The sequence below is a fragment of the Limosilactobacillus oris DSM 4864 genome (assembly GCF_001434465.1).
Lineage (GTDB): Bacteria > Bacillota > Bacilli > Lactobacillales > Lactobacillaceae > Limosilactobacillus > Limosilactobacillus oris.
In genome coordinates this window covers 254,011-278,023 of sequence record NZ_AZGE01000001.1, presented here as the reverse complement: position 1 = coordinate 278,023, position 24,013 = coordinate 254,011, and the positions used below count along the sequence as shown (strand labels likewise).

At 50.9% G+C, this 24,013-nt stretch carries 25 protein-coding genes; 22 read left to right on the top strand and 3 right to left on the bottom strand.

What is annotated here, in order from left to right; all coding sequences use genetic code 11:
* Positions 1 to 105: 105 nt before the first annotated feature.
* Genes FC49_RS01385 through FC49_RS01375 form a run of 4 tightly spaced genes read left to right on the top strand, consistent with a single transcriptional unit; the run spans position 106 to position 1,626 of the window.
* A complete protein-coding gene (locus FC49_RS01385; protein ID WP_003715265.1) occupies positions 106 to 420 on the top strand; it encodes a MazG-like family protein in 315 nt (104 codons plus the stop codon).
* On the top strand, positions 413 to 562 hold the full coding sequence (locus FC49_RS10030; protein WP_003715215.1) for a hypothetical protein: 150 nt from the start codon (positions 413 to 415) through the stop codon (positions 560 to 562). The genes FC49_RS01385 and FC49_RS10030 overlap by 8 nt, the downstream gene beginning before the upstream one ends.
* Positions 562 to 807, top strand: coding sequence for a hypothetical protein (locus FC49_RS01380; RefSeq protein WP_003715234.1), 246 nt, complete (start codon positions 562 to 564; stop codon positions 805 to 807). Before FC49_RS10030 ends, FC49_RS01380 begins: the two co-directional genes overlap by 1 nt.
* A 36-nt stretch (positions 808 to 843) precedes the next feature.
* Positions 844 to 1,626, top strand: coding sequence for a PhzF family phenazine biosynthesis protein (locus tag FC49_RS01375; protein ID WP_056983864.1), 783 nt, complete (start codon positions 844 to 846; stop codon positions 1,624 to 1,626).
* A gap of 228 nt (positions 1,627 to 1,854) precedes the next feature.
* Here the strand turns inward: FC49_RS01375 and FC49_RS01370 are convergent, their stop codons facing one another.
* Together FC49_RS01370 and FC49_RS01365 are read right to left on the bottom strand one after the other, a co-directional pair.
* Positions 1,855 to 2,595 carry an amino acid ABC transporter ATP-binding protein gene (locus FC49_RS01370; protein ID WP_003715150.1) on the bottom strand — a complete coding sequence of 247 codons (741 nt, stop codon included), beginning with the start codon at positions 2,593 to 2,595 and terminating at the stop codon, positions 1,855 to 1,857.
* Positions 2,585 to 4,093: an ABC transporter substrate-binding protein/permease gene (locus FC49_RS01365; RefSeq protein WP_056983863.1), complete on the bottom strand. Its 1,509-nt coding sequence runs from the start codon at positions 4,091 to 4,093 to the stop codon at positions 2,585 to 2,587. The genes FC49_RS01370 and FC49_RS01365 overlap by 11 nt, the downstream gene beginning before the upstream one ends.
* Positions 4,094 to 4,404: 311 nt before the next feature.
* On the opposite strand from FC49_RS01365, the gene rpsU reads away from it, so the two are divergent.
* The 18 genes from rpsU (at position 4,405) to pepT (ending at position 23,637) form a co-directional block, all read left to right on the top strand.
* Entirely contained in the window at positions 4,405 to 4,596 is a 192-nt protein-coding gene (rpsU, locus tag FC49_RS01360) for a 30S ribosomal protein S21 (protein ID WP_003665847.1), read from the top strand.
* A 64-nt stretch (positions 4,597 to 4,660) separates the two neighbouring features.
* On the top strand, positions 4,661 to 5,110 hold the full coding sequence (locus FC49_RS01355) for a GatB/YqeY domain-containing protein (RefSeq protein WP_003715212.1): 450 nt from the start codon (positions 4,661 to 4,663) through the stop codon (positions 5,108 to 5,110).
* A 32-nt stretch (positions 5,111 to 5,142) separates the two neighbouring features.
* Positions 5,143 to 6,120, top strand: coding sequence for a choloylglycine hydrolase (gene bsh / locus FC49_RS01350; RefSeq protein WP_003715241.1), 978 nt, complete (start codon positions 5,143 to 5,145; stop codon positions 6,118 to 6,120).
* 347 nt (positions 6,121 to 6,467) lie between these two features.
* Positions 6,468 to 7,697: an argininosuccinate synthase gene (locus FC49_RS01345; protein WP_003715160.1), complete on the top strand. Its 1,230-nt coding sequence runs from the start codon at positions 6,468 to 6,470 to the stop codon at positions 7,695 to 7,697.
* Entirely contained in the window at positions 7,687 to 9,069 is a 1,383-nt protein-coding gene (argH, locus tag FC49_RS01340) for an argininosuccinate lyase (protein WP_056983861.1), read from the top strand. Before FC49_RS01345 ends, argH begins: the two co-directional genes overlap by 11 nt.
* A gap of 240 nt (positions 9,070 to 9,309) precedes the next feature.
* The gene (locus FC49_RS01335; protein ID WP_003711878.1) at positions 9,310 to 10,302 is read left to right on the top strand and encodes a PhoH family protein; all 993 of its coding nucleotides are present in this window, start codon (positions 9,310 to 9,312) and stop codon (positions 10,300 to 10,302) included.
* On the top strand, positions 10,302 to 10,781 hold the full coding sequence (gene ybeY, locus FC49_RS01330; protein WP_056983859.1) for an rRNA maturation RNase YbeY: 480 nt from the start codon (positions 10,302 to 10,304) through the stop codon (positions 10,779 to 10,781). Before FC49_RS01335 ends, ybeY begins: the two co-directional genes overlap by 1 nt.
* Entirely contained in the window at positions 10,765 to 11,160 is a 396-nt protein-coding gene (locus FC49_RS01325) for a diacylglycerol kinase family protein (RefSeq protein ID WP_056983878.1), read from the top strand. Before ybeY ends, FC49_RS01325 begins: the two co-directional genes overlap by 17 nt.
* A gap of 8 nt (positions 11,161 to 11,168) precedes the next feature.
* Positions 11,169 to 12,074 carry a GTPase Era gene (era, locus tag FC49_RS01320; protein WP_003711858.1) on the top strand — a complete coding sequence of 302 codons (906 nt, stop codon included), beginning with the start codon at positions 11,169 to 11,171 and terminating at the stop codon, positions 12,072 to 12,074.
* Between the two features lie 22 nt (positions 12,075 to 12,096).
* Positions 12,097 to 12,882, top strand: coding sequence for a DNA repair protein RecO (gene recO, locus FC49_RS01315; RefSeq protein ID WP_003711834.1), 786 nt, complete (start codon positions 12,097 to 12,099; stop codon positions 12,880 to 12,882).
* A 282-nt stretch (positions 12,883 to 13,164) separates the two neighbouring features.
* A complete protein-coding gene (gene glyQ / locus FC49_RS01310) occupies positions 13,165 to 14,154 on the top strand; it encodes a glycine--tRNA ligase subunit alpha (RefSeq protein WP_288636341.1) in 990 nt (329 codons plus the stop codon).
* A gap of 1 nt (position 14,155) precedes the next feature.
* Positions 14,156 to 16,231: a glycine--tRNA ligase subunit beta gene (gene glyS, locus FC49_RS01305; RefSeq protein ID WP_003711916.1), complete on the top strand. Its 2,076-nt coding sequence runs from the start codon at positions 14,156 to 14,158 to the stop codon at positions 16,229 to 16,231.
* A gap of 140 nt (positions 16,232 to 16,371) precedes the next feature.
* On the top strand, positions 16,372 to 18,243 hold the full coding sequence (gene dnaG / locus FC49_RS01300) for a DNA primase (RefSeq protein ID WP_003711815.1): 1,872 nt from the start codon (positions 16,372 to 16,374) through the stop codon (positions 18,241 to 18,243).
* Position 18,244: 1 nt separating this feature from the next.
* Positions 18,245 to 19,387: an RNA polymerase sigma factor RpoD gene (gene rpoD, locus FC49_RS01295; protein WP_003715240.1), complete on the top strand. Its 1,143-nt coding sequence runs from the start codon at positions 18,245 to 18,247 to the stop codon at positions 19,385 to 19,387.
* Positions 19,388 to 19,574: 187 nt separating this feature from the next.
* Positions 19,575 to 20,762: an aminotransferase class I/II-fold pyridoxal phosphate-dependent enzyme gene (locus FC49_RS01290; protein ID WP_003711925.1), complete on the top strand. Its 1,188-nt coding sequence runs from the start codon at positions 19,575 to 19,577 to the stop codon at positions 20,760 to 20,762.
* Between the two features lie 94 nt (positions 20,763 to 20,856).
* Positions 20,857 to 21,558: a tRNA (adenine(22)-N(1))-methyltransferase gene (locus tag FC49_RS01285; protein WP_003711897.1), complete on the top strand. Its 702-nt coding sequence runs from the start codon at positions 20,857 to 20,859 to the stop codon at positions 21,556 to 21,558.
* Positions 21,551 to 22,393 carry a Nif3-like dinuclear metal center hexameric protein gene (locus FC49_RS01280; protein WP_003711850.1) on the top strand — a complete coding sequence of 281 codons (843 nt, stop codon included), beginning with the start codon at positions 21,551 to 21,553 and terminating at the stop codon, positions 22,391 to 22,393. Before FC49_RS01285 ends, FC49_RS01280 begins: the two co-directional genes overlap by 8 nt.
* On the top strand, positions 22,393 to 23,637 hold the full coding sequence (gene pepT, locus FC49_RS01275) for a peptidase T (protein WP_056983857.1): 1,245 nt from the start codon (positions 22,393 to 22,395) through the stop codon (positions 23,635 to 23,637). The genes FC49_RS01280 and pepT overlap by 1 nt, the downstream gene beginning before the upstream one ends.
* 59 nt (positions 23,638 to 23,696) lie before the next feature.
* Here the strand turns inward: pepT and FC49_RS01270 are convergent, their stop codons facing one another.
* Positions 23,697 to 23,900 carry a DUF2929 family protein gene (locus tag FC49_RS01270; protein WP_003711847.1) on the bottom strand — a complete coding sequence of 68 codons (204 nt, stop codon included), beginning with the start codon at positions 23,898 to 23,900 and terminating at the stop codon, positions 23,697 to 23,699.
* Between the last annotated feature and the right edge of the window lie 113 nt (positions 23,901 to 24,013).

The window sequence follows — 24,013 nt, the reverse complement described above, 5'->3', positions numbered from 1 at the left end:
CCCATGACCAGATACAAATCTCTAGTTATGGGGCCGTATTAGTATAAGGGGATTGCAATAGCAGTAAGCCATCATTTACAATACAGACAAAAAGGGATGACTGTGATGACCTACGAAGAACTGAATGCCAAAATCATGGAATGGGCGCATGAACGGCGGATTGATGAAGCGGACCCGCGGGTGGAGTTTATGAAGATGGCTGAGGAACTCGGTGAATTGTCCTCCGCCTATAATAAACAGAAGCGGGCTAAGCTTGTCGACAGTATTGGTGATCTTCAGATTGCTTTGTTGATTTTCTCCAAACTTGTCGGCGTTGACCACCATGCTGCCATGGAGAAGGCTTATCAAGAAATTTCCAGCCGTCATGGCAAGACGACGGCGGCCGGCGTGTTTATTAAAGAGAGTGACCTTGATGACTAAAGCAGTAAAGTCGCGTCGCCAGCTGACCCGGCGCGAAAGCCTGACGTTCGGTGCGCTTCTCCTGCCGATGAACGTCTTCTTCAAGCTCTACTACGCTGACCAGGAAAAGCATGATGCTAAGAAGAGAGGAAGTGATAGCTAATGAGTCGTGATGCTCAAAACTTGACTTATACTTTATTGGGAGTGGTGTTGGTTGTCGGTGGACTTTTTATTAGTTGGAAGTCTACGGCGACGATGATTAACTTAATCGGTTGCATTCTAATTTTGGTTTCCTGTATGAATACTACTGATTTGAGTGCAAAATGGCGACGTATAATTAACTATGTTTTGATTGCCGGATTTGTTGTCTTTATTCTTGGAGATGTGCTAAAACTAGCAATACTATAATGGTCTAACCATGTTTCTAAGAAGGAGGAGAGGACAATGAAAATTTACCATGTCGATGCCTTTACCGACCGGCTCTTTGCAGGAAACCCAGCAGCCGTTTGCCTGATGGACGAATTCCCAGCTGACCAAGTGATGCAAAATATCGCCCGTGAAAACCGCTTATCCGAAACGGCTTACCTAGTGCCAGATGGTGAAGACCGCTACCGCTTGCGCTGGTTTACGCCGGGCGGGGAAATCGATTTGTGCGGCCACGCGACCCTAGCTAGTGGCTTTGTCGTATTGAACTACTGCCACCACCAGAGCTCGATAATCCATTTTATAACCAAGAGCGGGGAGCTGACCGTCAGTGCAGTAGGTGACCACTATCAAATGAGTTTTCCGAGCTACAAGCTCAAAGAAGTCCCGGTAACGCCTGAGATGACTGCGGTCTTCGGCGTCAAACCAGTCGCCGCCTACCTTGACCGAGATCTCCTCTGTGTATTGCCAACTGCCGACGCTGTCCGGAACTATCACCCGGACGCTGACCACCTCGCCAAGCTGCCGGGTCTCCTCCAAAACATTACGGCTGCCAGCGATGACCCGCAGTACGACTGCATATCCCGTTGCTTTGCGCCCAAACTGGCCGTCCTCGAAGACCCGGTCACTGGGAGTGCCCACTGCCAGATTGCCCCGTACTGGTCGCACCAGCTGGGCAAGAAGACGATTGCTGCCTTTCAGGCTTCGCCGCGGACCGGGATCCTCTATTGTGAAGAGGCTGGCGACCGCATCCTCCTGTCCGGTGACGCGGTTCTGTATTCAGTTGGCGAACTGCAATTGTAGCCATCGCGCATTTCTTAACCACAACGAAAAGAGAGTGAGAAAAAACGCCTAAAATCGGCTGACGCTGATTTTGGGCGTTTGTCTTCGAACCTCCGCAAGGATGGCTAGGTTGGTCAAATGCTGATTTATCAGCGTTTGAACTGCCAGCCAGCTACCGCGCTGAGGCATTTTTATCTTTAAAGTAGCAAAGAGGCTGAGTCAATTCCCAGCCTCTTCATATCTCTAGACTTATTTCAAAACTTTCTTCAAGAATTCCTTGGCCCGGTCACTAGTCGGGTGGCTGAAGAATTCCTCGGGAGCACCGGTTTCTTGAATGTAGCCGTCTGCCATGAACCAAATCTGGTCGGCCACTTCCTTGGCAAAGCCCATTTCGTGGGTCACGACCACCATTGTCATCCCCGAATCGGCCAGCTCCTGCATAACGTTCAGCACTTCGTCGACCATCTCTGGGTCAAGGGCACTGGTTGGTTCGTCAAAGAGCATCACTTCTGGGTCCATAGCCAGGGACCGGGCAATCGCTACCCGCTGCTTTTGACCACCAGAAAGGCTGTCCGGGTAGACATCGGCTTTGTCAGCCAGGCCAACCTTTGTGAGCAGTTCCTTGGCCGTCTTGGTTGCTTCTTCTTCGCTAATTCCTTTGACCTTGATCGGGGCAATCTTGATGTTGTCGATTACGGTCATGTTTGGAAAAAGGTTGAAGCCTTGGAAGACCATCCCCATTTTTTCCCGCAGCTCATCGAGTTCCTGGTCTGAAATGTGGGTAAGGTCTTTTCCTTCGAAGAGAACCTTGCCGGCGGTTGGCTTTTCGAGGACGTTCAGGCACCGTAAGAAGGTACTTTTTCCGGCCCCGGACGGTCCGATTACGCAGATTACCTGTCCTTGATCGACTTCTTCCGAAATATCTTTGAGGACTTCAGTGCCGTTGAATTCTTTTTTCAGGTGTTGGATTTCAATCATTTTAGTGGGCATGTTGCATTCTCCCTTCGAAGTAGTTCAGGATTCTCGTCAACGTAAAGGTCAGGATAAAGTAGATCATCATGGTAATGAACAGTGGCAGAACCCCCTTGTAGGTATCTGCTTGGACCAACTGGGTCTGGTACATTAATTCGCCGACCCCAATCGTGGAAACCAGTGAACTGTCCTTTAACAGGGTGATGAACTCATTCCCCAGGGCTGGCCAGATATTGCGCAGGGCTTGTGGCAGGACGATGAAGCGGAAGGTCTGCTTCTTCGTCATCCCCAGGCTCCGGGCCGCCTCAGTCTGGCCGACCGGCAGGGATTGGATTCCGGAACGGATAACCTCGGCGACGTAGGCTCCGGAGTTGACGGATACGGCGATGATCCCGGCAACGAGGGCTGGCATCGACTGGATAATGGCCCCAATTCCGAAGTAGACGAACATGATCTGAACCAGCATTGGTGTTCCCCGAATAAATTCGATGTAGCAGATGGCAATTCCGTGGAGGAGCTTGCTCTGGGACAACCGCATCAGTGCGAAGAGGGTCCCGAGCAGGAAACCGAAGATTACGGAGATCACGGTGATGATCAGCGTGTATTCAACCCCCTTAGCGAAGAAGGTCCAGTAGCTAGCCACGGTGTTAGCCTTCTTGTAAGACTTCATGTACTTAGCGGCTTGTGGAATCCACTTCTTGTTAATCAAGTCTTCCTTATTAATCTTAGCCACGGTTTGATTAGCAGCCGCTTCAAGGGACTTATCACCCTTTGGGAAGGCCATTGCAATTCCACCAGACTGAATCTTGATGTGGGAGTTAATCGCCATCAGGTTGGAATTGTTGTTAGCGTAAGCCTTCGCGGTTGCTTCGTCCATCAGGACCCCTTCAACCTTATGCGACTGGAGGGCTAAGACCAGTGAAGGAATCTTAGCGAGTCCCTTTTCCTGAACGTTCGGGACGTTTTCCTTCACCAGGTTGTAGTCCATCGCTCCGTTTTGGGCCCCGACTTTCTTACCAGCGAAGTCCTTGGTTGACTTGTACTTGTTCTTGTCAGACTTGTTGATTAGGAAGAACTTGTGACCTGCGTAGTAGGGGTCAGAGAAGTCAACGCTCTTTTTCCGTTCAGGGGTGATGTTCATCCCGGCAATGACGGTGTCGACCTTATGAGATTCCAACGCAACCAGGAGGGAGTCGAAGTCCATGTTCTTGATCACGAGCTTAACGCCGAGATCCTTAGCAAACTGCTTGGCAACGTCCATTTCAAAACCAACGTATTCGGTTTTGCCGTTCTTCTTGGTAGTAAATTCGTATGGCGGGTAGTCAGCACTGGTCCCGACGACCAGGGTCCCCTTCTGCTTAATCCGCTGTACCGAGTCATCAGTAGCCGCTGAGTTGGTCGCATCGGAGCTCGCACTGCTACTCGAGCTGGTGGCAGCGGCGAATGCGTTCAGGGGGGCGATGACCAGTGAAACACAGAGGATGACTAGCATTAGCAATGGTTTCAAGTGCTTCATAAATCAATTACTCCTTTTCAATTAGTATTCTCAAATAATAACTGTAAATGAATATACACCCTTATAACTATTTATGCAATACTTTTCTCAAAATTAGTATAAATATTCATCTTAAAAGTATCATCAATCTGACGGTTGGTTTTGTTTCTTCATTAAAAGTAGTGGCAAAAGCAGGCTGACCGTTCTCCAAATTAGGAAATCTCTGAAAAGAAACATTGACACTAACCGGCTTATTAGGTACAATATTTTTTGTAGTGAAAGGCTGCGATGGCCTTGTTACGTAACTTTAAGCTCGGAGGGAGGGAATCAACATGTCAAAAACAGTCGTTCGTAAGAATGAATCTTTAGACGACGCTCTTCGACGCTTTAAACGTTCAGTTTCGCGCAATGGAACATTGCAGGAATACCGGAAGCGGGAATTCTACGAAAAGCCAAGTGTAAAACGCAAGTTGAAATCTGAAGCGGCACGGAAGCGCAAGAACAAGCGTGGTCGTCGTTACTAAAAACGAATGCTCCTACCTTTCCCGGTGGGGGCTTTTTTGTTCAGTATTATAGGAGATGGATAGAATGAGCTTATTACAGGATTTAACGAGTGACATGGTTAGTGCAATGAAGAGTCGGGATAAGGAAACCCTGGCGGTGGTTCGGATGCTTAAAGCAGCTGTCCAGAACGCTCAGATTGAAGCCGGGCATGACTTAACACCCGACGAAGAAGTGGCAGTAATGTCTCGGGAATACAAGCAGCGGAAGGAATCCTTAGCTGAATTTGAGAAAGCGGGCCGCCAGGACCTGGTTGATAAGACTAACCATGAATTGACGGTGGTAGAAAAGTACCTGCCAAAGCAGCTGTCCGCTGACGATGTGAATAAGATTGTTCAGGAAACCATTGCGGCGGTTGGCGCTTCAAGCATGAAGGATTTTGGTAAGGTTATGGGCGCTGTCATGCCAAAGGTTAAGGGACAGGCGGATGGCAAGGTGGTTAACCAGGCCGTCAAGGCAGCCTTGAGCAGCAACTAACCTGTCTTCTGGCCGCCAAAGGGGGAATTAAAATGTGCACTTCAATTTTATACAATGCGGGTGACCACTACTTTGGGCGAAATCTGGACTTAGAAGTTTCGTTTGGTCAGGAAGTAGTGGTGACGCCGCGGAACTACCAATTCAACTTTCGGCGGGTGCCGTCAATGGGTCACCACTATGCGATCATTGGGATGGCCCTGGTGAAGGATAACTATCCATTATACTTTGATGGGGCCAACGAAGAGGGACTGGGGATGGCCGGCCTGAACTTCGACGGACCGGCCCACTACTTCCCGTTGGAAGAGGGCAAGGACAACGTTTCACCCTTTGAACTTATCCCGTACATCCTGGGACAGTGTAAGAATGTTGCCGAAGCCAGGGAGCTCTTAAAGAAGCTCAACCTCGTCAACATCAACTTCTCTGACCAGTTGCAACTGTCACCACTGCACTGGCTGATTGCTGATCGGTCTGGAAAGTCCATTGTGGTTGAATCAACGGTTACCGGCCTGCACGTCTATGATAATCCGGTCAATGTTTTGACTAATAATCCAGAATTTCCTGGCCAGCTGACTAACCTGGCTAATTATCAGGGAATATCCCCAACAACTCCACCCAACCAGCTGGCACCGGACGTGAACCTGGCGGCATATAGTCGGGGCCTTGGCTCCCATATGCTGCCAGGCGGGATGGACTCCGCGAGCCGGTTCGTTAAGGAAGTTTTTACCCTGCACCACGCTCCAACAGGCAAAAACGAGCTGGAGAACGTTACTAACTATTTCCATTGCCTGCACGCCGTTGAGCAGCAGGAAGGGTTAGACGAAGTGGTACCCGGAAAGTTTGAAGCCACCATCTACTCGGATGGGATTAATTTATCAACCGGGACTTTCTATTACACAACCTACCAGAATAACCAAATTAATGCGGTTCAGTTGCACCACACAGATCTGAATCGCCAGGAGTTAGCGCTGTTCCCATTGCAAACGGAGCAAGTGCTGCATTTCCAAAACTAATCAGTAATGGAAATTAGAATAATTTTTAAACGCTCCTAACGTGGAAATTATTGACACGCAACAAGTCGTTAGAAAGTATAAACGGGCCTCCAGAGTTCGGCTTTATCGAGCACTGGAGGTCCGTTTGTGTACTGCACTTTGATTATTGGCCACTTTCCAAAGTGGAGTTCCTTTAGGTATAAAATAGCCAGGCGGCTAAACGCTGCTTAATTGATTTTTATACAAAAATAATGGGAAATTACGCATAAATAAAACTTTTTAGTAAAAAACTCTTGATATATATTCATGTTCAGTGTATATTGGTCTCAATTAATAAATATACAAAATTATGAATGGAGACGATTGTTATGGCAAAGGAAAAGATTGTGTTAGCTTACTCAGGGGGCCTGGACACCTCAGTTGCAATTGCGTGGCTGATGAATAAGGGCTACGATGTGATTGCCTGCTGTATTGACGTTGGTGAAGGATTAGACCTGGATGCGATTCAGCAAAAGGCCGCCGCAATCGGTGCGTGGAAGTCGGTGGTGATTGACGCTAAACGTGACTTTGCCGAACAATTTGTTTTACCCGCTCTGCAAGTTCATGCAATGTATGAGCAAAAATATCCATTAGTTTCCGCGCTTTCCCGGCCGCTGATTGTGCAAAAGTTGGTCGGGGTAGCGAAGGAGTACGGAGCAACGGCAATCGCTCATGGTTGTACCGGGAAGGGAAATGACCAGGTCCGGTTTGAAGCGGGGATTCACGCCCTGGCTCCCGAGATGAAGATTGAGGACCCTATCCGGGACTGGCACTGGTCGCGGGAAGAGGAAATCCAGTACGCTAAGGATAACAACATCCCGGTACCGATTACTAAGGCGAGTCCGTACTCAATTGACCAGAACTTATGGGGACGGGCCAATGAATGCGGAATCTTGGAAGACCCGTGGGTCGCTGCGCCAGAAGATGCTTACGAGCGGACTACTCCAATCGAAGAAACACCTGACCAGCCAACGGTGATGGAAATCACCTTTAAAGAAGGGGTTCCAACCGCGCTTGATGGTGAAGAATTGCCATTGGACCAACTGATTATGAAGCTCGACAAGGTTGCTGGTGAGAACGGCATTGGGCGGATTGATCACGTGGAAAACCGGCTCGTCGGAATTAAGTCGCGGGAAATTTATGAGTGCCCTGCTGCTACCGTGTTGCTGGCCGCACACAAGGATATGGAAGACCTGACCCAGGAGCGGGAAGTCGCTCATTTCAAGCCGACCGTGGAACTAAAGATGAACGAGCTGATTTATAATGGACTCTGGTATTCACCGCTGATGAAGGCCCTAGTTGCCTTCTTGGAGGAAACGCAAAAGGTTGTCAACGGGGTTGTACGGGTCAAGCTCTTTAAGGGCAACGTCATCTGTGAGGGGCGGAAGTCAGCCAACTCGCTTTATGACAAGAACCTGGCGACCTACACGTCCGCTGATGAATTTGACCAGGAAGCCGCTACCGGCTTTATCAAACTTTGGGAGCTGCCTGACAAGGTTTATGCCCAGGTCCAGGAAAAGGCCCAGGCAAAGAAGGGAGCGTCGGCCGATGCCCATTAAAAAGATGTGGGGTGGCCGGTTTGAAGAGGCTGGTGACCAGTTAGTCGACCAATTTGGGGCCTCGATTTCCTTTGACCAGGAAATGGCTAAGGAGGATATTATGGGTTCACTGGCCCACGTCAAGATGCTCAAGGCAACCCAAATTTTAACGCCCCAGGACGCTGATCAAATTATTGCCGGACTGCAAGAACTGGCAGCTGAACTAGCCGATCACGGCCTCCCCTTTGACGTAGAAAATGAAGATATTCATATGAACATTGAAGCGCTTTTGACGGCGAAGATTGGACCCGTTGCGGGAAAATTGCATACCGGCCGGAGCAGGAATGACCAGGTGGCTACCGACTTCCACCTGTACGTCAAGGAGCGGCTACCCCAGGTGATTGGCGCGCTCAAGGATTTACAGGCCGCCCTGGTTAAGCAGGCGGAGCAGAACGTGGAAACCGTTATGCCCGGTTACACCCATATGCAGCACGCCCAGCCAATTTCATATGGTCACTACCTGATGGCTTACTTCCAAATGTTTCAGCGGGACGTCGAACGGTTTCAGTTCAACCAGCAGCATACCGACCTATCACCGCTGGGAGCCGCTGCACTGGCCGGGACGACCTTCCCAATCGACCGAGAAATGACGGCGCACCTGCTGGGCTTTAGTGCGCCGTATGCAAATTCCCTGGATGCGGTCAGCGACCGGGACTTTGCGCTAGAATTTCTGAGTAACGCCAGCATTTTGATGGTTCACCTGTCGCGGTTGTGCGAGGAATTAATTTACTGGTGCAGCTATGAGTTCGGCTATCTTGAGCTGGCTGATGCGTACTCGACCGGCAGTTCAATTATGCCGCAGAAAAAGAACCCCGACATGGCAGAATTGATCCGGGGGAAAAGCGGCCGGGTCTTTGGCAGCCTGACCGGCCTGCTGACGGTGATGAAGGGGTTGCCACTAGCCTACAACAAGGACATGCAGGAGGATAAGGAGGGGGTCTTTGATGCTGTCAAGACAATCCTCCCGTCCTTAAAGGTAATGACCGGGATGATTGCGACCCTCCAGGTCAACAAGGAGAAAATGGCCCAGGCGACCCACCACGATTTTTCCAACGCGACCGAATTAGCTGATTACTTGGCAACCAAGGGGATTCCCTTCCGGCGCGCCCATGAGATCGTGGGGGAACTGGTCTTGAAGGGCTTAAAGACCGGTACCGACCTGGCTGATATTCCGCTGGCGGAGTTCCAACAGATCGATTCGCGGGTCGAAGAAGACGTTTATACCGTCCTCAAACCAACGGTGGCGGTCGAACGGCGGAACTCAGTTGGTGGGACCGGCTTTGCCCAGGTTCGCCAGCAGATTAAAGCAGCTCAAGAAATTTTGCAACAATAGTTAAAAAAGGGGAAGGATTGGCTTGGTGATTCCTTTCTCATCGACGCGCGGCTAGCCTGTGTGGGCAAATGATGATGTTTGACCTGCCAGCTAGCTACTGCGCATAACACCGGCACCTGAAAAACAAGGAGGATGGGGTTGATTCCCAGCCTCCTTTTTGCTGTTATGTCAACGGAAAGCTATGATATAATCAACTTGGTAAAAGAACGAATTAAATTTAATAAAGGAGAATAGTGTAGTTTGGCAGAAAACACACAAGAATACGAACAAGTTTTTCAAATTGACCAACCAGAAGTAGAAGTTGGCATTCTCGGCCCCCAAGACAAGTTTGTCAGTCTCTTTGAACAGGGGATGGACGTTACGGTCAATCCCTTTGGCAGCGACTTACAGGTTCGTGGCCGGGAGGAGGACGTCAAATTAACGATCGACGTCTTTCATGCCCTGGTTGGTCTTCTTCAACAGGGGATTCACCTCCATAGCACTGACATCGTAAGCGCAATGAAGATGGCTCACCGGGGAACGTTGGAGTATTTTGCGGACCTGTATAGTGAAACCATTATTAAGGACCGGAAAGGTCAAGCAATCCGGGTGAAGAATTTTGGCCAGCGCCAATATGTCAATGCCATTAAACACAACGATATCACCTTTGGGATTGGTCCTGCCGGAACTGGGAAAACTTACCTGGCCGTTGCGATGGCGGTAGCCGCCCTTAAACGGGGAGAGGTCGAACGGATTATCGTGACCCGGCCGGCAGTGGAAGCGGGAGAAAGCCTGGGGTTCTTGCCTGGTGACCTGCAAGAAAAGGTGGACCCCTACCTGCGGCCTATTTATGACGCGCTGAACGCGATTTTAGGGACTGACCACACCCAACGTCTGATGGAGCGGGGGATTATTGAAATTGCTCCCCTGGCTTATATGCGGGGTCGGACGCTGGACGGGGCCTTTGTGATCTTAGATGAAGCCCAAAACACTACCAACGCCCAAATGAAGATGTTTTTGACCCGGCTTGGTTTTGGCTCCAAGATGGTGATCAATGGGGATATTTCCCAGATTGACTTGAAGCATGGGGTGCGGAGTGGCCTGGTCAGTGCCCAACGGATTCTCAAGGACATTCAGTCGATTCAGTTTGTCCGCTTCGGGGCGGAAGACGTAGTTCGGCACCCGGTAGTTGCCCGGATTATCACCGCCTATGAGGAGCAGACGACGCGCAAACAAGTGAAGGAGGAAGAGTAGTGGACCTGACGATATACGATGAAACTGACGGACAGGTAAGCCCAGCCCAGCTCGCCCTGGTGCGGGATGTTTTGCAATTTGCGGCCCGCCAACTATCCTTAAAAGACAGTACTGAAATGTCGGTAACGATGATGACTAATCCGGCAATTCGCAAGCTCAACCAGCAGTACCGTGGCGTAGATCGGGCGACGGATGTCTTGAGCTTTGCGGCCGAAGAAAGAGGCGATGAGACGCCGATTATCATGGATCCTGAGCTGGCAGCCGAGCTTCCGGAGAACCTGGGCGACCTCTTCGTCTCGATTGATAAGGTCGAAGAACAAGCCAAATTCCTTGGTCATTCCGTCGACCGGGAACTGGGCTTTTTAGTTGTCCATGGTTTCCTTCACCTGAACGGTTACGATCATGAAAAGCAAGCCGATGAGCAGCGGATGTTTGACCTGCAACGGGAGATCTTAGATGAATATGGACTCCAAAGATAAGCACCAGGTTGGCAAGAACCACCATCTATACCAGGCAATGGCCCATGCAACTGCTGGGATCGTTGCAATGGTGCGCGAAGAGCGGAATATGCGTTTTCATGTGCTAGCGGCGGTAGTGGCCCTGCTATTGGGGTGGTGGTTTCGGATCGGCAGCAATGACTGGCTATGGTTGCTCCTGGTGATTTTTCTGGTGTTTGCTGCTGAATTTTTAAACACGGTTACGGAGGCTGTGACGGACGTCATGGTTAACCACCAGTATAATGTAGATGTTAAGAAAGCCAAGGACGTGGCTGCGGGCGGGGTCCTGCTAGCGGCCTGTTTCGCGGTAGTGGTGGGGCTGATTATCTTTGGGCCCCACCTGGTAGACTTAGTAAGATAGGAGTAAAAATGGATAATCCAAACTATAAATCAGGTTTTGTTGCCCTGATTGGCCGGCCCAACGTTGGGAAGTCAACCCTGCTAAACTATATCGTGGGCCAAAAGGTGGCCATCATGAGCAACGTTGCTCAGACGACCCGGAATAAGATCCAGGGGATCTACACGAGTAAGGATGCGCAGATCATCTTTATTGATACTCCTGGGGTTCATAAGCCGGCAACGAAGCTGGGGGACTTTATGGAACGCTCCACGTTGTCGGCCCTCGATGAAGTCGACGCCATTGTATACGTGGTGAGCGCGACCGAAAAGCGGGGGCCCGGTGACAACTTTATTATCGAGCGCCTCAAACAGGTCCAACAGCCCATTTATCTGGTTGTCAATAAGATTGACCAGGTTCACCCTAACGACCTGCCAGGAATTGTGGATCAGTATAAGGGGTCGTTGCCATTTAAGGGGATTATTCCGGTATCGGCCCTGCAGGGGAATAACGTCAATGAATTAATTAATGAACTGGTAGCCGGTTTGCCGAACGGTCCGCAGTACTACCCAGCTGACCAAATTTCCGACCACCCTGAACGCTTTGTTATTGCTGAGATGATTCGGGAAAAGGTCTTCATGTTGACCCGGGATGAAGTTCCGCACTCCGTTGCAGTGGACGTCACCTCAATTCAGCGGGAAGATGCAGAGCACGTTCACATTTCGGCGAACATCGTGGTGGAACGGCCCGGACAAAAGGGGATTATCATTGGGAAAAAGGGACAGATGCTCAAGAAAATTGGGACACTGGCCCGCCAAGATATTGAACGACTCCTTGGTGACCGGGTATTCCTGCAATTATGGGTCAAAGTTGTTCCGAAGTGGCGGGATAAATCTGCCATGCTCAAAGACTATGGCTACCGGAATAAGGACTATTAACTGCTGAGAAAGGAGCGATCGCGTGGCCCGGGAAACAACAGACTTTCGGGGAATTATCATCTACCGGCGTGACTACCGCGAACGTGACCTCCTAATCAAAATTTTGACGGACCGGATTGGACCCGCAATGTTCTACGTTCGGGACGCCAAGAAACGCGGCTTTCGGCTAGCCAGTGACATCCTGCCGTTTACTCATGGCAGCTATATTGGTTCGCTGGATGATCACGGCCTTAGCTTTATCAATACCGCAAGTGAGACCCACCAGTACCAGCACATTGCCGGGGATTTAAGCAGGAACGCCTATGCTACTTATATTCTGGCCTTGGTTGACCACGCCTTCACGGACGGGCAGCCACTGGGCGGCTGGTTTGACCAGGTGGCGGCTGCCCTGGCCCTTATCGACCGGGGGCAGGACGAGCAGGTGGTAACCAACGTTATTGAGACGCAGTTGCTTACTGTTTTCGGGGTGGCGCCAACCTGGGACCGTTGCGTAATCTGCGGACGGGCAGACCGGCCGTTGGACTTTTCGGAGCAGTATGGGGGGATGCTGTGCAACCGTCACTGGCACCTTGACCCCCGCCGCTTTCACTTGGACCGGCGAACCGTGTACTACCTGCAACAGTTTGCCCAGCTTAACCTGCAGCGGGTCAATAATATCAAAATCAACCCGGTTACTAAGCTGCGCCTCCAGACCGTCCTTGATACCATTTATGATGACCAGGTGGGACTGCGTCTGAAGAGCAAGCGTTTTATCCAGCAGATGCACCGCCTGGAGCAAAAAATGGGGAATTTAACTGCGGGTGATTGACAAGCCCGGAAAAGTTTTCTATTATAAAACGTGTTTATTGGTAACACTTAATTGAATAAGTCCGGCGATGACGGAGAAGAGCAATGACCGGTCCTGCCCAGCGAACGGGGGAAAGTGTGAGCCTCGTGAGGATAGTCATTGGGTGGCCCTCCAGCAGCCAATTGAACTAAGCTGTTTTGCAGAAGTGCAAAAAAGCAGGGTGGAACCGCGAATTAATTTCGTCCCTGTGGTTACGGATTCCGTAACTACGGGGATTTTTTATTTATGAAGGGAAGTATTCAGATGACGACAAAGAAGCTAACTGTTCAAGAAATCATCTTCACGCTCGAGCAATATTGGGCTAAGCAGGGCTGTATGCTGATGCAGGCTTATGACAATGAAAAGGGTGCTGGGACCATGAGCCCTTACACCTTTTTACGGGCAATCGGTCCTGAACCATGGAACGCTGCCTACGTGGAACCATCCCGGCGGCCTGCCGATGGACGGTACGGCGAAAACCCGAACCGCTTGTACCAGCACCACCAATTCCAGGTAATCATGAAGCCTTCACCGGACAACATTCAGGACTTGTACCTGGGAAGCCTCAAGGAACTGGGGATTGACCCCTTGGAACACGATATCCGCTTCGTCGAAGACAACTGGGAAAACCCATCAATGGGGTGTGCCGGTGTTGGTTGGGAAATCTGGCTGGACGGAATGGAAATTACCCAGTTCACCTACTTCCAAGTGGTCGGTGAACTGCCGATGAGCCCAGTAGCATCCGAAGTTACCTACGGTTTGGAGCGCTTGGCTGAATATATCCAAAACGTAGATTCCGTTTACGACTTGGAATGGGCCGATGGGGTTCTTTATGGTGATATCTTCAAGGAACCGGAATATGAACACTCCAAGTATGCCTTCGAAGAGAGTAACCAGGACATGCTTTTGGCAGCCTTTAACGACTATGAACGGGAAGCAAAGCGCCTGATTAAGCTTGGTCTGGTCCACCCGGCTTACGACTACGTATTAAAGTGCAGCCATACCTTTAACCTGCTTGATGCCCGGGGAGCCGTGTCGGTTACGGAACGGGCCGGCTACCTGCACCGGATCCGGATTATGGCGAAGTCAATCGCAAAGGCCTTTGTTGAAGAACGGCGGAAGCGGGGCTTCCCACTGATTCATGATGAACAGCTTCGGCAGAAAACATTAGCGGAATATACCAAGAAGGCAGAAAAGGCGAAAGAACGGGCAGCTAAGCAGGCGGCCAAGAAGGCTAAGAAGGGGGACAAGTAACATGGCAAATTCATACTTACTCGAAGTCGGGGTCGAGGAAATGCCGGCCCACGTGGTAACACCAAGTATCAAGCAGTTGCACCAGCGGGTGGCTGACTACCTCCAGGAAGAACGAATCAGCTTTGACGAGATTCAAGAGTTCGCAACCCCCCGGCGGTTAGCCCTGCTGATTCGGGGCTTAGCTGATAAGCAGCCGGACGTTGACGAGACCGTCAAGGGGCCAGCCAAGAAAATCGCCCAGGATAGCGATGGAAATTGGACTAAGGCCGCCATCGGTTTTACCCGGGGACAGGGAGCAACGGTCGATGATATTGAGTTTAGGGAAGTTAAGGGCGAAGAATACGTCTTTGTTGAAAAGCACATTGCCGGGAAGCCGGTCGCTGAAGTGCTGACGGGCCTCCCAAACGTCATCACCGCGATGAATTTCCCTACCCTGATGAAGTGGGGGTACAATAACCTGCAGTTCATCCGGCCGATTCGCTGGCTGGTTTCACTCCTGAACGACCAAGTAGTTCCCTTCAGCATCCTAGACGTTGCCGCCGGTCGAACTACCCGTGGTCACCGTTTTCTGGGGCATGATATTGAATTAGCAACTGCTGAGGACTACGAAGCGGAATTGGAAAAGGAGTTCGTGATTGTGGACCCACTGCGGCGCAAGAAGGTCATCAGTGACCAAATTGACGCCATTGTGGAAGAGCATGATTGGGTAATCGATAAAGACCCCGACCTATTAGAAGAGGTTACTAACCTGGTAGAATGGCCGACGGCGTTTGCCGGATCCTTTGATAAGAAGTACCTGGTGCTGCCGGATGAAGTGCTAATTACTTCAATGAAGGATAACCAGCGCTTCTTCTACCTGCGTGACCACCAGGGCAAGCTCTTGCCAAACTTCATTGCTGTCCGCAACGGCAATAAGGAATACCTGGAGAATATCATCAAGGGGAATGAACGGGTCCTGGTTCCGCGACTGGAAGATGCTAAGTTCTTCTATGAAGAGGACCAAAAGCTGACGATTGACCAGTACGTTGACCGCCTCAAGAAGGTTAGCTTCCACGATAAGATTAGTTCGATGTACGATAAGATGCAGCGGGTTGCAGTAATCGCCCAGTTACTTGGGAAGCGCCTGAACTTGTCCGCTGCCGAGTTAGCGGACCTTGACCGGGCTGCCCACATTTACAAGTTTGACCTGACGACTCAGATGGTCGGTGAGTTTGCGGAATTGCAGGGAGTAATGGGCGAAATTTACGCCAAGCTCTTTGGTGAAAAGGACGATGTCGCTGCGGCTATCCGGGAACACTACATGCCAATCTCCGCGGAAGGTGACTTGCCAGCTACTAAGCTGGGGGCCATCCTGGCAATTGCGGACAAGCTGGATAGCATTCTCAGCTTCTTTGCCGTAGACATGATCCCATCCGGTTCTAATGACCCCTATGCATTGCGGCGGCAAGCATTTGGAATTGTCCGGATTATCAACGACCGTGGTTGGCACCTTTCCCTGCTGGGAATTCAGCCAGTCCTCATTAAGGCCTTTGCCGACTCCGACGTTGCAATCGACTTTGATTTGACGAAGAATGCGCCCGCCGTGCGGACCTTCTTCCTGGACCGGCTTAAGCAGTTCTTTAGCGGTCGTCGCTTGCGGCATGATATTATTGATGCCGTTACCGATACGGAAAACGACGACATTGAAACGGTCTTTGAAGCCGCGGCGGCAATCGACGAGCACAAGGAAGACGCCGACTTTAAGGATGCGGTCGAGGCCCTGACACGGGTATTGCGGATTAGCAAGAAGGGCCACCAGGACTTGGCTGCCCAGGTTGACCCGAGCCTCTTTGAGAACCCTTCTGAAAAGAAACTGTACACGGCGGTAAATGAGGTTGCTGCTGGTGCCGCTAACCGGACCGTAGCGGAAAACTTTGCTGAACTGCGCCAATTAGCGCCAGTGATCACCGAATACTTCGATGAAAACATGATTATGGATAAGAACGAGGCCGTGCGGAACAACCGGTTAGCCCAGTTGGCAATCATCGCGCGGCTTGCCCGGGTCATGGGAAACTTGAATGATTTAATCGTTAAGTAGTGCTTTTTGATTGTTTTCCAGCTGCCTTGTGGTATCATATATATTAAGTGAATTATGGCTAGATAAGTAAAGGAGGGTCGCATTCCGTTGGGTTGCGGCCTTTCGTTACTGTTCACAGGTTAACTAAATGGGGTGGTTCAATGGCAAGAATACCGCGGGCGGTAATCGATGAGGTGCGTAATTCAGTTGATATTGTTGACGTAATTGGCCGTTATGTTCAACTAAAAAAGGCCGGCAAAAACTTTACCGGGCTCTGTCCATTTCACAATGAGCAGACCCCGTCGTTTTCGGTTAACGCGGAGAAGCAGTATTATCATTGTTTTGGTTGCGGCCGGAGCGGCAATGTTTTCCAGTTCTTGATGGACTACCAGCACATTAACTTTGTGGAGGCAGTGGCAGCAGTTGCTAAGGATGCCGGAATTAGCTTGCCTGAGCAATATGTTCAGTCGAGCAACCATCCAGCAGCTCCAGTCGATAGTGAAACCGGGCAGTTGATCCAGCTCCACCAGAAGGCGGCGGAACTATACCACTATATCCTGGTAGGTACCCCCGCGGGAGAGGCTGGGTTGCACTATTTGACTCGCCGGGGTGTTTCCCGGGAGCTGATTGATCAATTTCAGCTGGGGTTCGCGCCGGAACAGCAGGTGTTAAAAGCATATTGCGACAAGGAAAAGCTGGATTACCAGCTCTTGCGCAAGTCCGGCTTATTCACTGAGGACCGTGAAGGCCAGCTCCACGACCGTTTTGCCAACCGGGTGATGTACCCGATCAAGAACCGTCGTGGTCAAGTGATTGCCTTTTCTGGGCGCCTGCTCAGTACGGTTAACACCGACCTGCCCAAGTACCTCAATAGCCCGGAAACACCAATCTTTAACAAGCGGCGGACGCTCTTTAATCTGGATGTGGCGCGCAAGGCGGCCCGCCAAGACGGAAAGCTGTACCTGTTTGAAGGGTTCATGGACGTTATTTCAGCTTTTGGTGCTGGGGTTCAGGGCGGTGTGGCCTCGATGGGAACCAGTTTTACCGAAGAACAGGTGGGGACGATCCACCGGACGACTACCCAGTTAGACATTTGTTATGACGGTGACAGTGCGGGGCAAAATGCGATTGACCGGGCCATCAAGTTGGTGGAAAGTCAGCAGACTGGGAACCTCCAGGTACGGGTAGTCCAACTGCCAGCTGGGATTGACCCGGACGAGTATGTTCAACGCTTTGGGCCGGAGAAGTTTCGGCAGTACCTGGCTAGCCAGGAGGAAACGACGGTTGACTTTTACCTGCGCTTTTTGCGGCAGGGACGCAATCTGGACCAGCAGGGCGAACGAATGGACTATTTAAACCAGGTCCTGAAAGTGATTGCGACGGTGCCGACCCCGCTGGAAGAGGATTTGTACCTGAGCAAACTGGCCCAGGAATTTTCTCTTGATAAGGCCGCGTTGCAAAGTCAACTAGCCCAGGTGCGGGCGCAAACTGGAATTCGTCAGCCGCGGCCAGCTCCCGGCCAGCGAAATCAGCTGACTAGCCAGTCCCCAGCTGCGGTTGTTGAGTCCCGGCCGCAGGTAAAGATCAGCCGGGCAGAGTTGGCAGAACAGATGCTCCTGTACTATATGCTGCATAGTCAGGAGGTTTGGGCGCACGTAACGGCAACCGCTGGCTTCCACTTTGTTCATGAGCGCTACCAAACCCTGTACCTGCTGGCGGCTAGTTATTTTACTGAGCATGGCGATTACTCGGTAGCAGACTTCCTTAATTACCTGAATGAGGATGAACTGCGGACAACACTGAGCCAGATTGAGCAGCTGCGGGTCAATCCGGCCGTGCAAATGCCAGTTATTGATGACTGCATGCACATCATCACCCGGCAGACGCCACTGGATGATCAAATTAATCAGGTTCAAAAGCAGCTGCGGGAAGCCAATACTTTGAACAATACTGAACTGGTAATGAAATTGACGGTTAAATTGGTGGATTTGTTAAAAGAACAGCAACAGTATAAAGCAGAGGAGACTAATTAATATGGCAAAGAGTAAGAAGAAAGACCTTGTTATTTCCAATAGCGAAGATTTTGACCAACAAGAATACGATACTGCTGTTGGTAAATTGATTCGCCAGTACAAAAAGCAAAAGGAAATCCAATACGATGTGCTGACGGACAAACTTGCCAAGCCGTACGAACTGAATGCGGATGGCATTGATAACCTCCTCCAAAACGTTGAAGACGCCGGGATCAGTGTGGTTGATGCCAATGGTGACCCTGATCCACGGGCATTGAAGGCAACCGAAAAACTTTCCCAAAATGCGATGAAGGATACGTCCGCACCGACCGGTGTCAAGATTAACGACCCCGTTCGGATGTACCTCAAGGAGATTGGTCGGGTCAACCTGCTGACGGCTGATGAGGAAGTTAAGCTCGCCCTCCGGATTGAGCAGGGGGATGAGGTCGCTAAGCAACAGCTGGCAGAAGCAAACCTGCGGCTGGTGGTCTCCATTGCCAAGCGGTACGTCGGTCGGGGAATGCAGTTCCTAGACCTGATCCAGGAAGGAAACATGGGGCTGATGAAGGCCGTCGAGAAGTTCGACTACCGGCGGGGCTTTAAGTTTTCCACTTACGCTACCTGGTGGATCCGGCAGGCGATTACCCGGGCGATTGCCGACCAGGCGCGGACGATTCGGATTCCGGTTCACATGGTGGAAACGATTAACAAGCTGATCCGGATTCAGCGGCAGCTCCTGCAGGACCTCGGTCGGGAACCATTGCCAGAGGAAATCGGGGCAGAGATGGACATGCCAACGGAAAAGGTTCGTAACATCCTCAAGATTGCCCAGGAACCAGTTTCGCTGGAAACGCCGATTGGCGAAGAGGATGACTCCCACCTGGGCGACTTTATTGAGGACCAGGATGCGACGAGTCCGGCTGACCACGCGGCTTACGAAATGATGAAGAAGCAGTTGGAAAATGTCCTGGACACTCTGACCGACCGGGAAGAAAATGTCCTGCGGCTACGCTTTGGTCTCGACGACGGGCGGACCCGGACCCTGGAAGAAGTTGGGAAGGTCTTCGGTGTTACCCGGGAACGGATTCGGCAAATTGAAGCGAAGGCTTTGCGGAAGCTGCGTCACCCATCTCGTTCTAAGCAGCTAAAGGACTTCTTAGAGTAGTCCCTACTAAACTAAATACGGATTATTTCCCTAAGCACGTTAAATTTTTAACAATTTAGCGTGCTTTTTTGCAATAATTAAAATCAAATTAACGAATTATTAAAAACTTCTTGACGAAAATTTATTCGAATAATAAAATTATTTAAGTAAAGTTGTTATTGCTTAGAGACAGAGAGGGAGTTGCAGTATGCCTGAATTATCAACGGATTTATACGGAACTATTAGCCATAAGCTGGACGCCTTAAAACCATCTGGGATTCGTGCTTTCGATAAGGAAGTTTCACGGATTCCGGGAATTATTAAGCTGACCGTGGGTGAACCGGATTTTAACACACCGGAACACGTCAAGCGGGCGGCAATCAAGAGTATTCAAAATGATGATTCGCACTACGCACCACAGGCCGGGAAGCCGGAGCTGTTAGCGGCAATCAGCGATTATATTAAGCAGACCCGTCAGGTCGAATATGATCCCGCTAGTGAAGTAGTAGTGACGGTGGGGGCCACTGAGGCGCTCGACGCAACCCTGTTTAGCCTCTTGAACACTGGGGATAAGGTGATTGTTCCTACCCCGGCCTTTGCACTCTACTTTCCGTTAATTGCCATGACCGGGGCTACGGCAGTCCAAGTTGACACGTCTGCCGATGGCTTCGTTCTGACGCCGGAACGGCTGGAAGAGGTCTTAGAACAGGAAGGGACTGGGGTTAAAGCGGTCCTCCTCAACTATCCAAGCAACCCGACCGGGCGGGAATACCCCGCAGACGTGCTCGCTGGGCTGGCTAAAGTCATTGCCGCTCACCACCTTTATGCCATTGCGGACGAAATTTACAGTGAGTTGGTCTATGGGGTAGAGCACGCCTCGATTGCCAGCATGATTCCTGAACGGACCCTGCTGATTTCCGGACTCTCGAAGTCTCACGCAATGACCGGTTACCGGCTGGGCTACATCGCCGGGCCAGCTAAAATCATGAAGAGCATTTTGAAGATGCACTGTTACCTGGTAACCACCGTTACTGACAGCACCCAGGCCGCGGCCACGGAAGCATTGGTCAACGGTCTTGATGACCCGCTCGCTTTCCGCCAATCCTATGAGAAACGCCGGGACATGGTCATCGCGGGGCTTTCCAAGTTAGGCTTTGAAATGGCCACGCCAGAAGGAGCCTTTTACATCTTTGCTAAGATTCCAGCGGCCTTTGGCAAAGACGATGAACAATTTGCCCGGGATCTGGCCAGCCAGGCAAAAGTTGGGGTGACCCCGGGGAGTGCCTTTGGCGCCGGTGGCGAAGGCTACATTCGCTTATCCTACGCGTCCTCTGAAGCTGATATTCAGGAATGCTTAAAGCGGATTGCAAGTTTTGTTGAAAAAATTGCTGAATAAGAAATGATTCCAGGGAGAACGGGGAAATTCCTCAGGCTCCCTGCTTTTTTGGTATAATTATTCCTGAATAACTGATAAAGGAAGAATGATAAACGTGGATGCGCAACACCTTTCAAAACGGCTGGCGGTGGTCGCTTCATTTGTTCCCCAGGGAGCGCGACTCGCGGATATTGGGTCGGATCACGCCTACCTGCCGGCAGCCCTAGCGTTAGCTGGGAAAATCGACCAAGCAGTAGCGGGTGAAGTTGTCGCGGGGCCGTACCAGAACATGGCAAATGAGATTCAGCAAAGTGGCCTCGGTGGACAGGTTATCCCCCGTTTGGCAAATGGTCTCGCCGCAATTCACCCAGGCGACCACATTGATACCGTGGTAATAGCGGGGATGGGCGGGACGCTGATCGCCGATATCTTGGAACGGGGGCAAAAACAGCTGGCCGGCGTTCAGCGCTTGATTCTCCAACCCAACGTTGGCGAACCGCGCCTGCGCGCCTGGCTGCAAGCTCACCGCTACCAAATTATGGCAGAACGCTTAGTCAAAGAAGACGGGCATATTTATGAAATTATCGTTGCCGAGCCGTCACCAGTTCCGTTCCGGTATAGCGATTACGAGTTGCAGTTTGGCCCACTGCTGTTGGAGAAAAAGGGCCCCATCTTTGCGGAAAAGTGGCAGGATTATATTCAACGGCAGATAGCGGTGCTAAAACAAATTGCAGCGGCAAAACAGCCCCCAGTGGCGAAGATGGAACAGTTAAAAGCGGCAATTGCAATTGTTAAGGAGGCGCTTGCGGATGATTAATGGGACGACGTTAATTCAACGTTTTGAACGGTTTGCCAGCCCCCAGCTGGCTGAGAAATGGGATCACGTTGGCTTACAAGTCGGGGACCCGGACCAGCCCCTGCGGCGGTTAATGACCAGCTTAGATGTCCGGCCCGAGACCGTCGCCGAGGCAATTGACCAGCAGGTTGATTTTATTTTTGCCCACCACCCGGTGATGTTTCATCCAGCGCAGAATTTGGATACCAGAAATCCGCAGAATCAGATGTATGCCGACTTGCTTGCTCATCACATTACGGTTTATGCTGCCCATACCAACCTTGACACCGCCAATGGGGGGATGAATGACTGGCTTGCCGCCAAACTGGGTTTGACTAACTGCCAGCCATTGGTTCCAGCGGGAACGGACCCCATCACTGGCGCTCCCGTTGGGATGGGACGGATTGGTAACTTCAACGGTCAAATGACACCCCGGGAGTTTGCTGATTACTGCCGCCGGTTATTTGGCGTGGCGGGCCTGCGCTTGATTAACCACCCTGATGATGGCCGGAAAGAAATTCACCGGGTAGCTGTTCTCGGCGGTGCCGGTCAGGACTTTTACGCCGACGCCGTTCGAATGGGCGCGGATGTTTACGTGACTGGGGATGTTAGTTACCACTTCGCCCATGATATGCTTGCCAACCACCTGACCGTGGTGGATCCGGGCCACCATATTGAGGCGGTTTGTGAATACCAGCTGGCGGAGCTTTTTAGAAGCTGGCAAGCGGAGAACGACGGCTGGGATTTTGAGATTGTCGAAAACCAGCTCAACACGGATCCTTTTACTTTTGTAGTTGATGGAAAGGAAAATCAATAATGGCAAATGAACAGTACGAAGGTTTACTAGACCGTTTCTTAAAATATGTCAAAACCGAAACCCGTTCCAACCCGGCGGCGACGACGGTTCCGTCTGACCCTAAGGAAACCGCGTTTTTAAAAGAGCTGGCAAGGGAGCTGGAGGGGTTAGGCCTGGCAAACGTGCACATTAACCAGCAAAGTTCGTACCTGATGGCGACAATTCCAAGCAACCTGGATTATCAGGTGCCGGTACTGGGACTGATTGCCCATGTCGATACGGCGGATTTTAATGCCCACAACGTTAATCCGCAAATTGTCGAGAACTACGACGGCCATTCGCCGATTCAACTCGACGGGGATGGCAAGTACCAGTTGACGGTTGACGAGTTTCCGGCGCTCCGGAATTACCAGGGAAACACCCTGATTACAACTGACGGGTCAACTCTCCTGGGGGCGGATGATAAGTCAGGAGTTGCGGAAATTATTACACTGGCGGCGTACTTAGTGGCCCATCCAGAAGTTAAGCATGGCGAGATCAGGATTGGCCTGGGGCCGGATGAAGAAATCGGAACCGGTGCTGATCACTTTGACGTTGCGGACTTTGGGGCTGATATTGCCTACACCGTTGACGGTGGGCCGCTTGGTGAGCTGGAGTACGAAACCTTTAACGCGGCGCAGGCGGAGATTGAAATCGAAGGCAAGGATGTTCACACGGCGGTTGCGAAGGGGACGATGGTCAATGCCATCCAGGTTGCCATTGACCTCCATAATAGCCTGCCTGCCCATGAACGGGCCGAGCGGACGGCAGGACGGGAAGGGTTCTTCCACCTATATAAGTTTACCGGTACGGTTGACCATGCCACGATGACCTACATTATTCGCGATCATGACCGGCAAAGTTTTGAGGAACGCAAGCACCTCCTGAAACGAATCGTAACTGGTTTGAACACCGAATTGGGTGCCGACTGTATCAGCATGAAGCTATATGATCAGTATTACAACCTCAAGGATGCCTTAAAGGGACACATGGAAGTGGTTGAACTAGCTAAGCAGGCGATGGAAAACCTGGGGATTACGCCCAATATCTATCCTGTTCGTGGGGGAACGGACGGGTCGACGATTTCCTACCTAGGTTTGCCGACCCCGAACCTCTTTGCTGGTGGCGAAAATATGCACTCCCGCTTTGAATATGTTTCCCTCCAAACGATGGAACGAGCGGTTGATGTCTTGCTTGAGATTATTCGGCTGAACAGTCGACAATAATATAAAAACGCCAGACCGAAAATTTTCAGTCTGGCGTTTTTGAACTCAAATTATTAAAATTACTTTTCCTGTTTAGCCGGATCGGCCTTGCCGGTAATAGCGTTGACAGCATTAACCGCAATCAAGGCCATGACGGCACCAATGACGGCAACTGCCGTATAGTCGGGAGTCATTCCTTCCAACTGGGAGGTAATGTAGGCTAATACCTCGGCCAGAATTAGTCCCCAGATTGCAGCAACAATGTTTTTAGATAGCAGATTCATTAGTTTCATCCCCTCTGTATAATAAACATTTTAGCACAACTGAACGCGAAAGGCAGGGGTAAAAAGTCATCACGCCAGGAATCTTTTGTTATAATTTGAAAGAAAGGGGGCGG

Bases quoted from the DNA above. Each gene is read 5' to 3' on its own strand.
- FC49_RS01385 (WP_003715265.1), top strand. From the start codon at position 106: ATGACCTACGAAGAACTGAATGCCAAAATCATGGAATGGGCGCATGAA.
- FC49_RS10030 (WP_003715215.1), top strand. From the start codon at position 413: ATGACTAAAGCAGTAAAGTCGCGTCGCCAGCTGACCCGGCGCGAAAGC.
- FC49_RS01380 (WP_003715234.1), top strand. From the start codon at position 562: ATGAGTCGTGATGCTCAAAACTTGACTTATACTTTATTGGGAGTGGTG.
- FC49_RS01375 (WP_056983864.1), top strand. From the start codon at position 844: ATGAAAATTTACCATGTCGATGCCTTTACCGACCGGCTCTTTGCAGGA.
- FC49_RS01370 (WP_003715150.1), bottom strand. From the start codon at position 2,595: ATGCCCACTAAAATGATTGAAATCCAACACCTGAAAAAAGAATTCAAC.
- FC49_RS01365 (WP_056983863.1), bottom strand. From the start codon at position 4,093: ATGAAGCACTTGAAACCATTGCTAATGCTAGTCATCCTCTGTGTTTCA.
- rpsU (WP_003665847.1), top strand. From the start codon at position 4,405: ATGTCAAAAACAGTCGTTCGTAAGAATGAATCTTTAGACGACGCTCTT.
- FC49_RS01355 (WP_003715212.1), top strand. From the start codon at position 4,661: ATGAGCTTATTACAGGATTTAACGAGTGACATGGTTAGTGCAATGAAG.
- bsh (WP_003715241.1), top strand. From the start codon at position 5,143: ATGTGCACTTCAATTTTATACAATGCGGGTGACCACTACTTTGGGCGA.
- FC49_RS01345 (WP_003715160.1), top strand. From the start codon at position 6,468: ATGGCAAAGGAAAAGATTGTGTTAGCTTACTCAGGGGGCCTGGACACC.
- argH (WP_056983861.1), top strand. From the start codon at position 7,687: ATGCCCATTAAAAAGATGTGGGGTGGCCGGTTTGAAGAGGCTGGTGAC.
- FC49_RS01325 (WP_056983878.1), top strand. From the start codon at position 10,765: ATGGACTCCAAAGATAAGCACCAGGTTGGCAAGAACCACCATCTATAC.
- era (WP_003711858.1), top strand. From the start codon at position 11,169: ATGGATAATCCAAACTATAAATCAGGTTTTGTTGCCCTGATTGGCCGG.
- glyQ (WP_288636341.1), top strand. From the start codon at position 13,165: ATGACGACAAAGAAGCTAACTGTTCAAGAAATCATCTTCACGCTCGAG.
- glyS (WP_003711916.1), top strand. From the start codon at position 14,156: ATGGCAAATTCATACTTACTCGAAGTCGGGGTCGAGGAAATGCCGGCC.
- dnaG (WP_003711815.1), top strand. From the start codon at position 16,372: ATGGCAAGAATACCGCGGGCGGTAATCGATGAGGTGCGTAATTCAGTT.
- rpoD (WP_003715240.1), top strand. From the start codon at position 18,245: ATGGCAAAGAGTAAGAAGAAAGACCTTGTTATTTCCAATAGCGAAGAT.
- FC49_RS01290 (WP_003711925.1), top strand. From the start codon at position 19,575: ATGCCTGAATTATCAACGGATTTATACGGAACTATTAGCCATAAGCTG.
- FC49_RS01280 (WP_003711850.1), top strand. From the start codon at position 21,551: ATGATTAATGGGACGACGTTAATTCAACGTTTTGAACGGTTTGCCAGC.
- pepT (WP_056983857.1), top strand. From the start codon at position 22,393: ATGGCAAATGAACAGTACGAAGGTTTACTAGACCGTTTCTTAAAATAT.
- FC49_RS01270 (WP_003711847.1), bottom strand. From the start codon at position 23,900: ATGAATCTGCTATCTAAAAACATTGTTGCTGCAATCTGGGGACTAATT.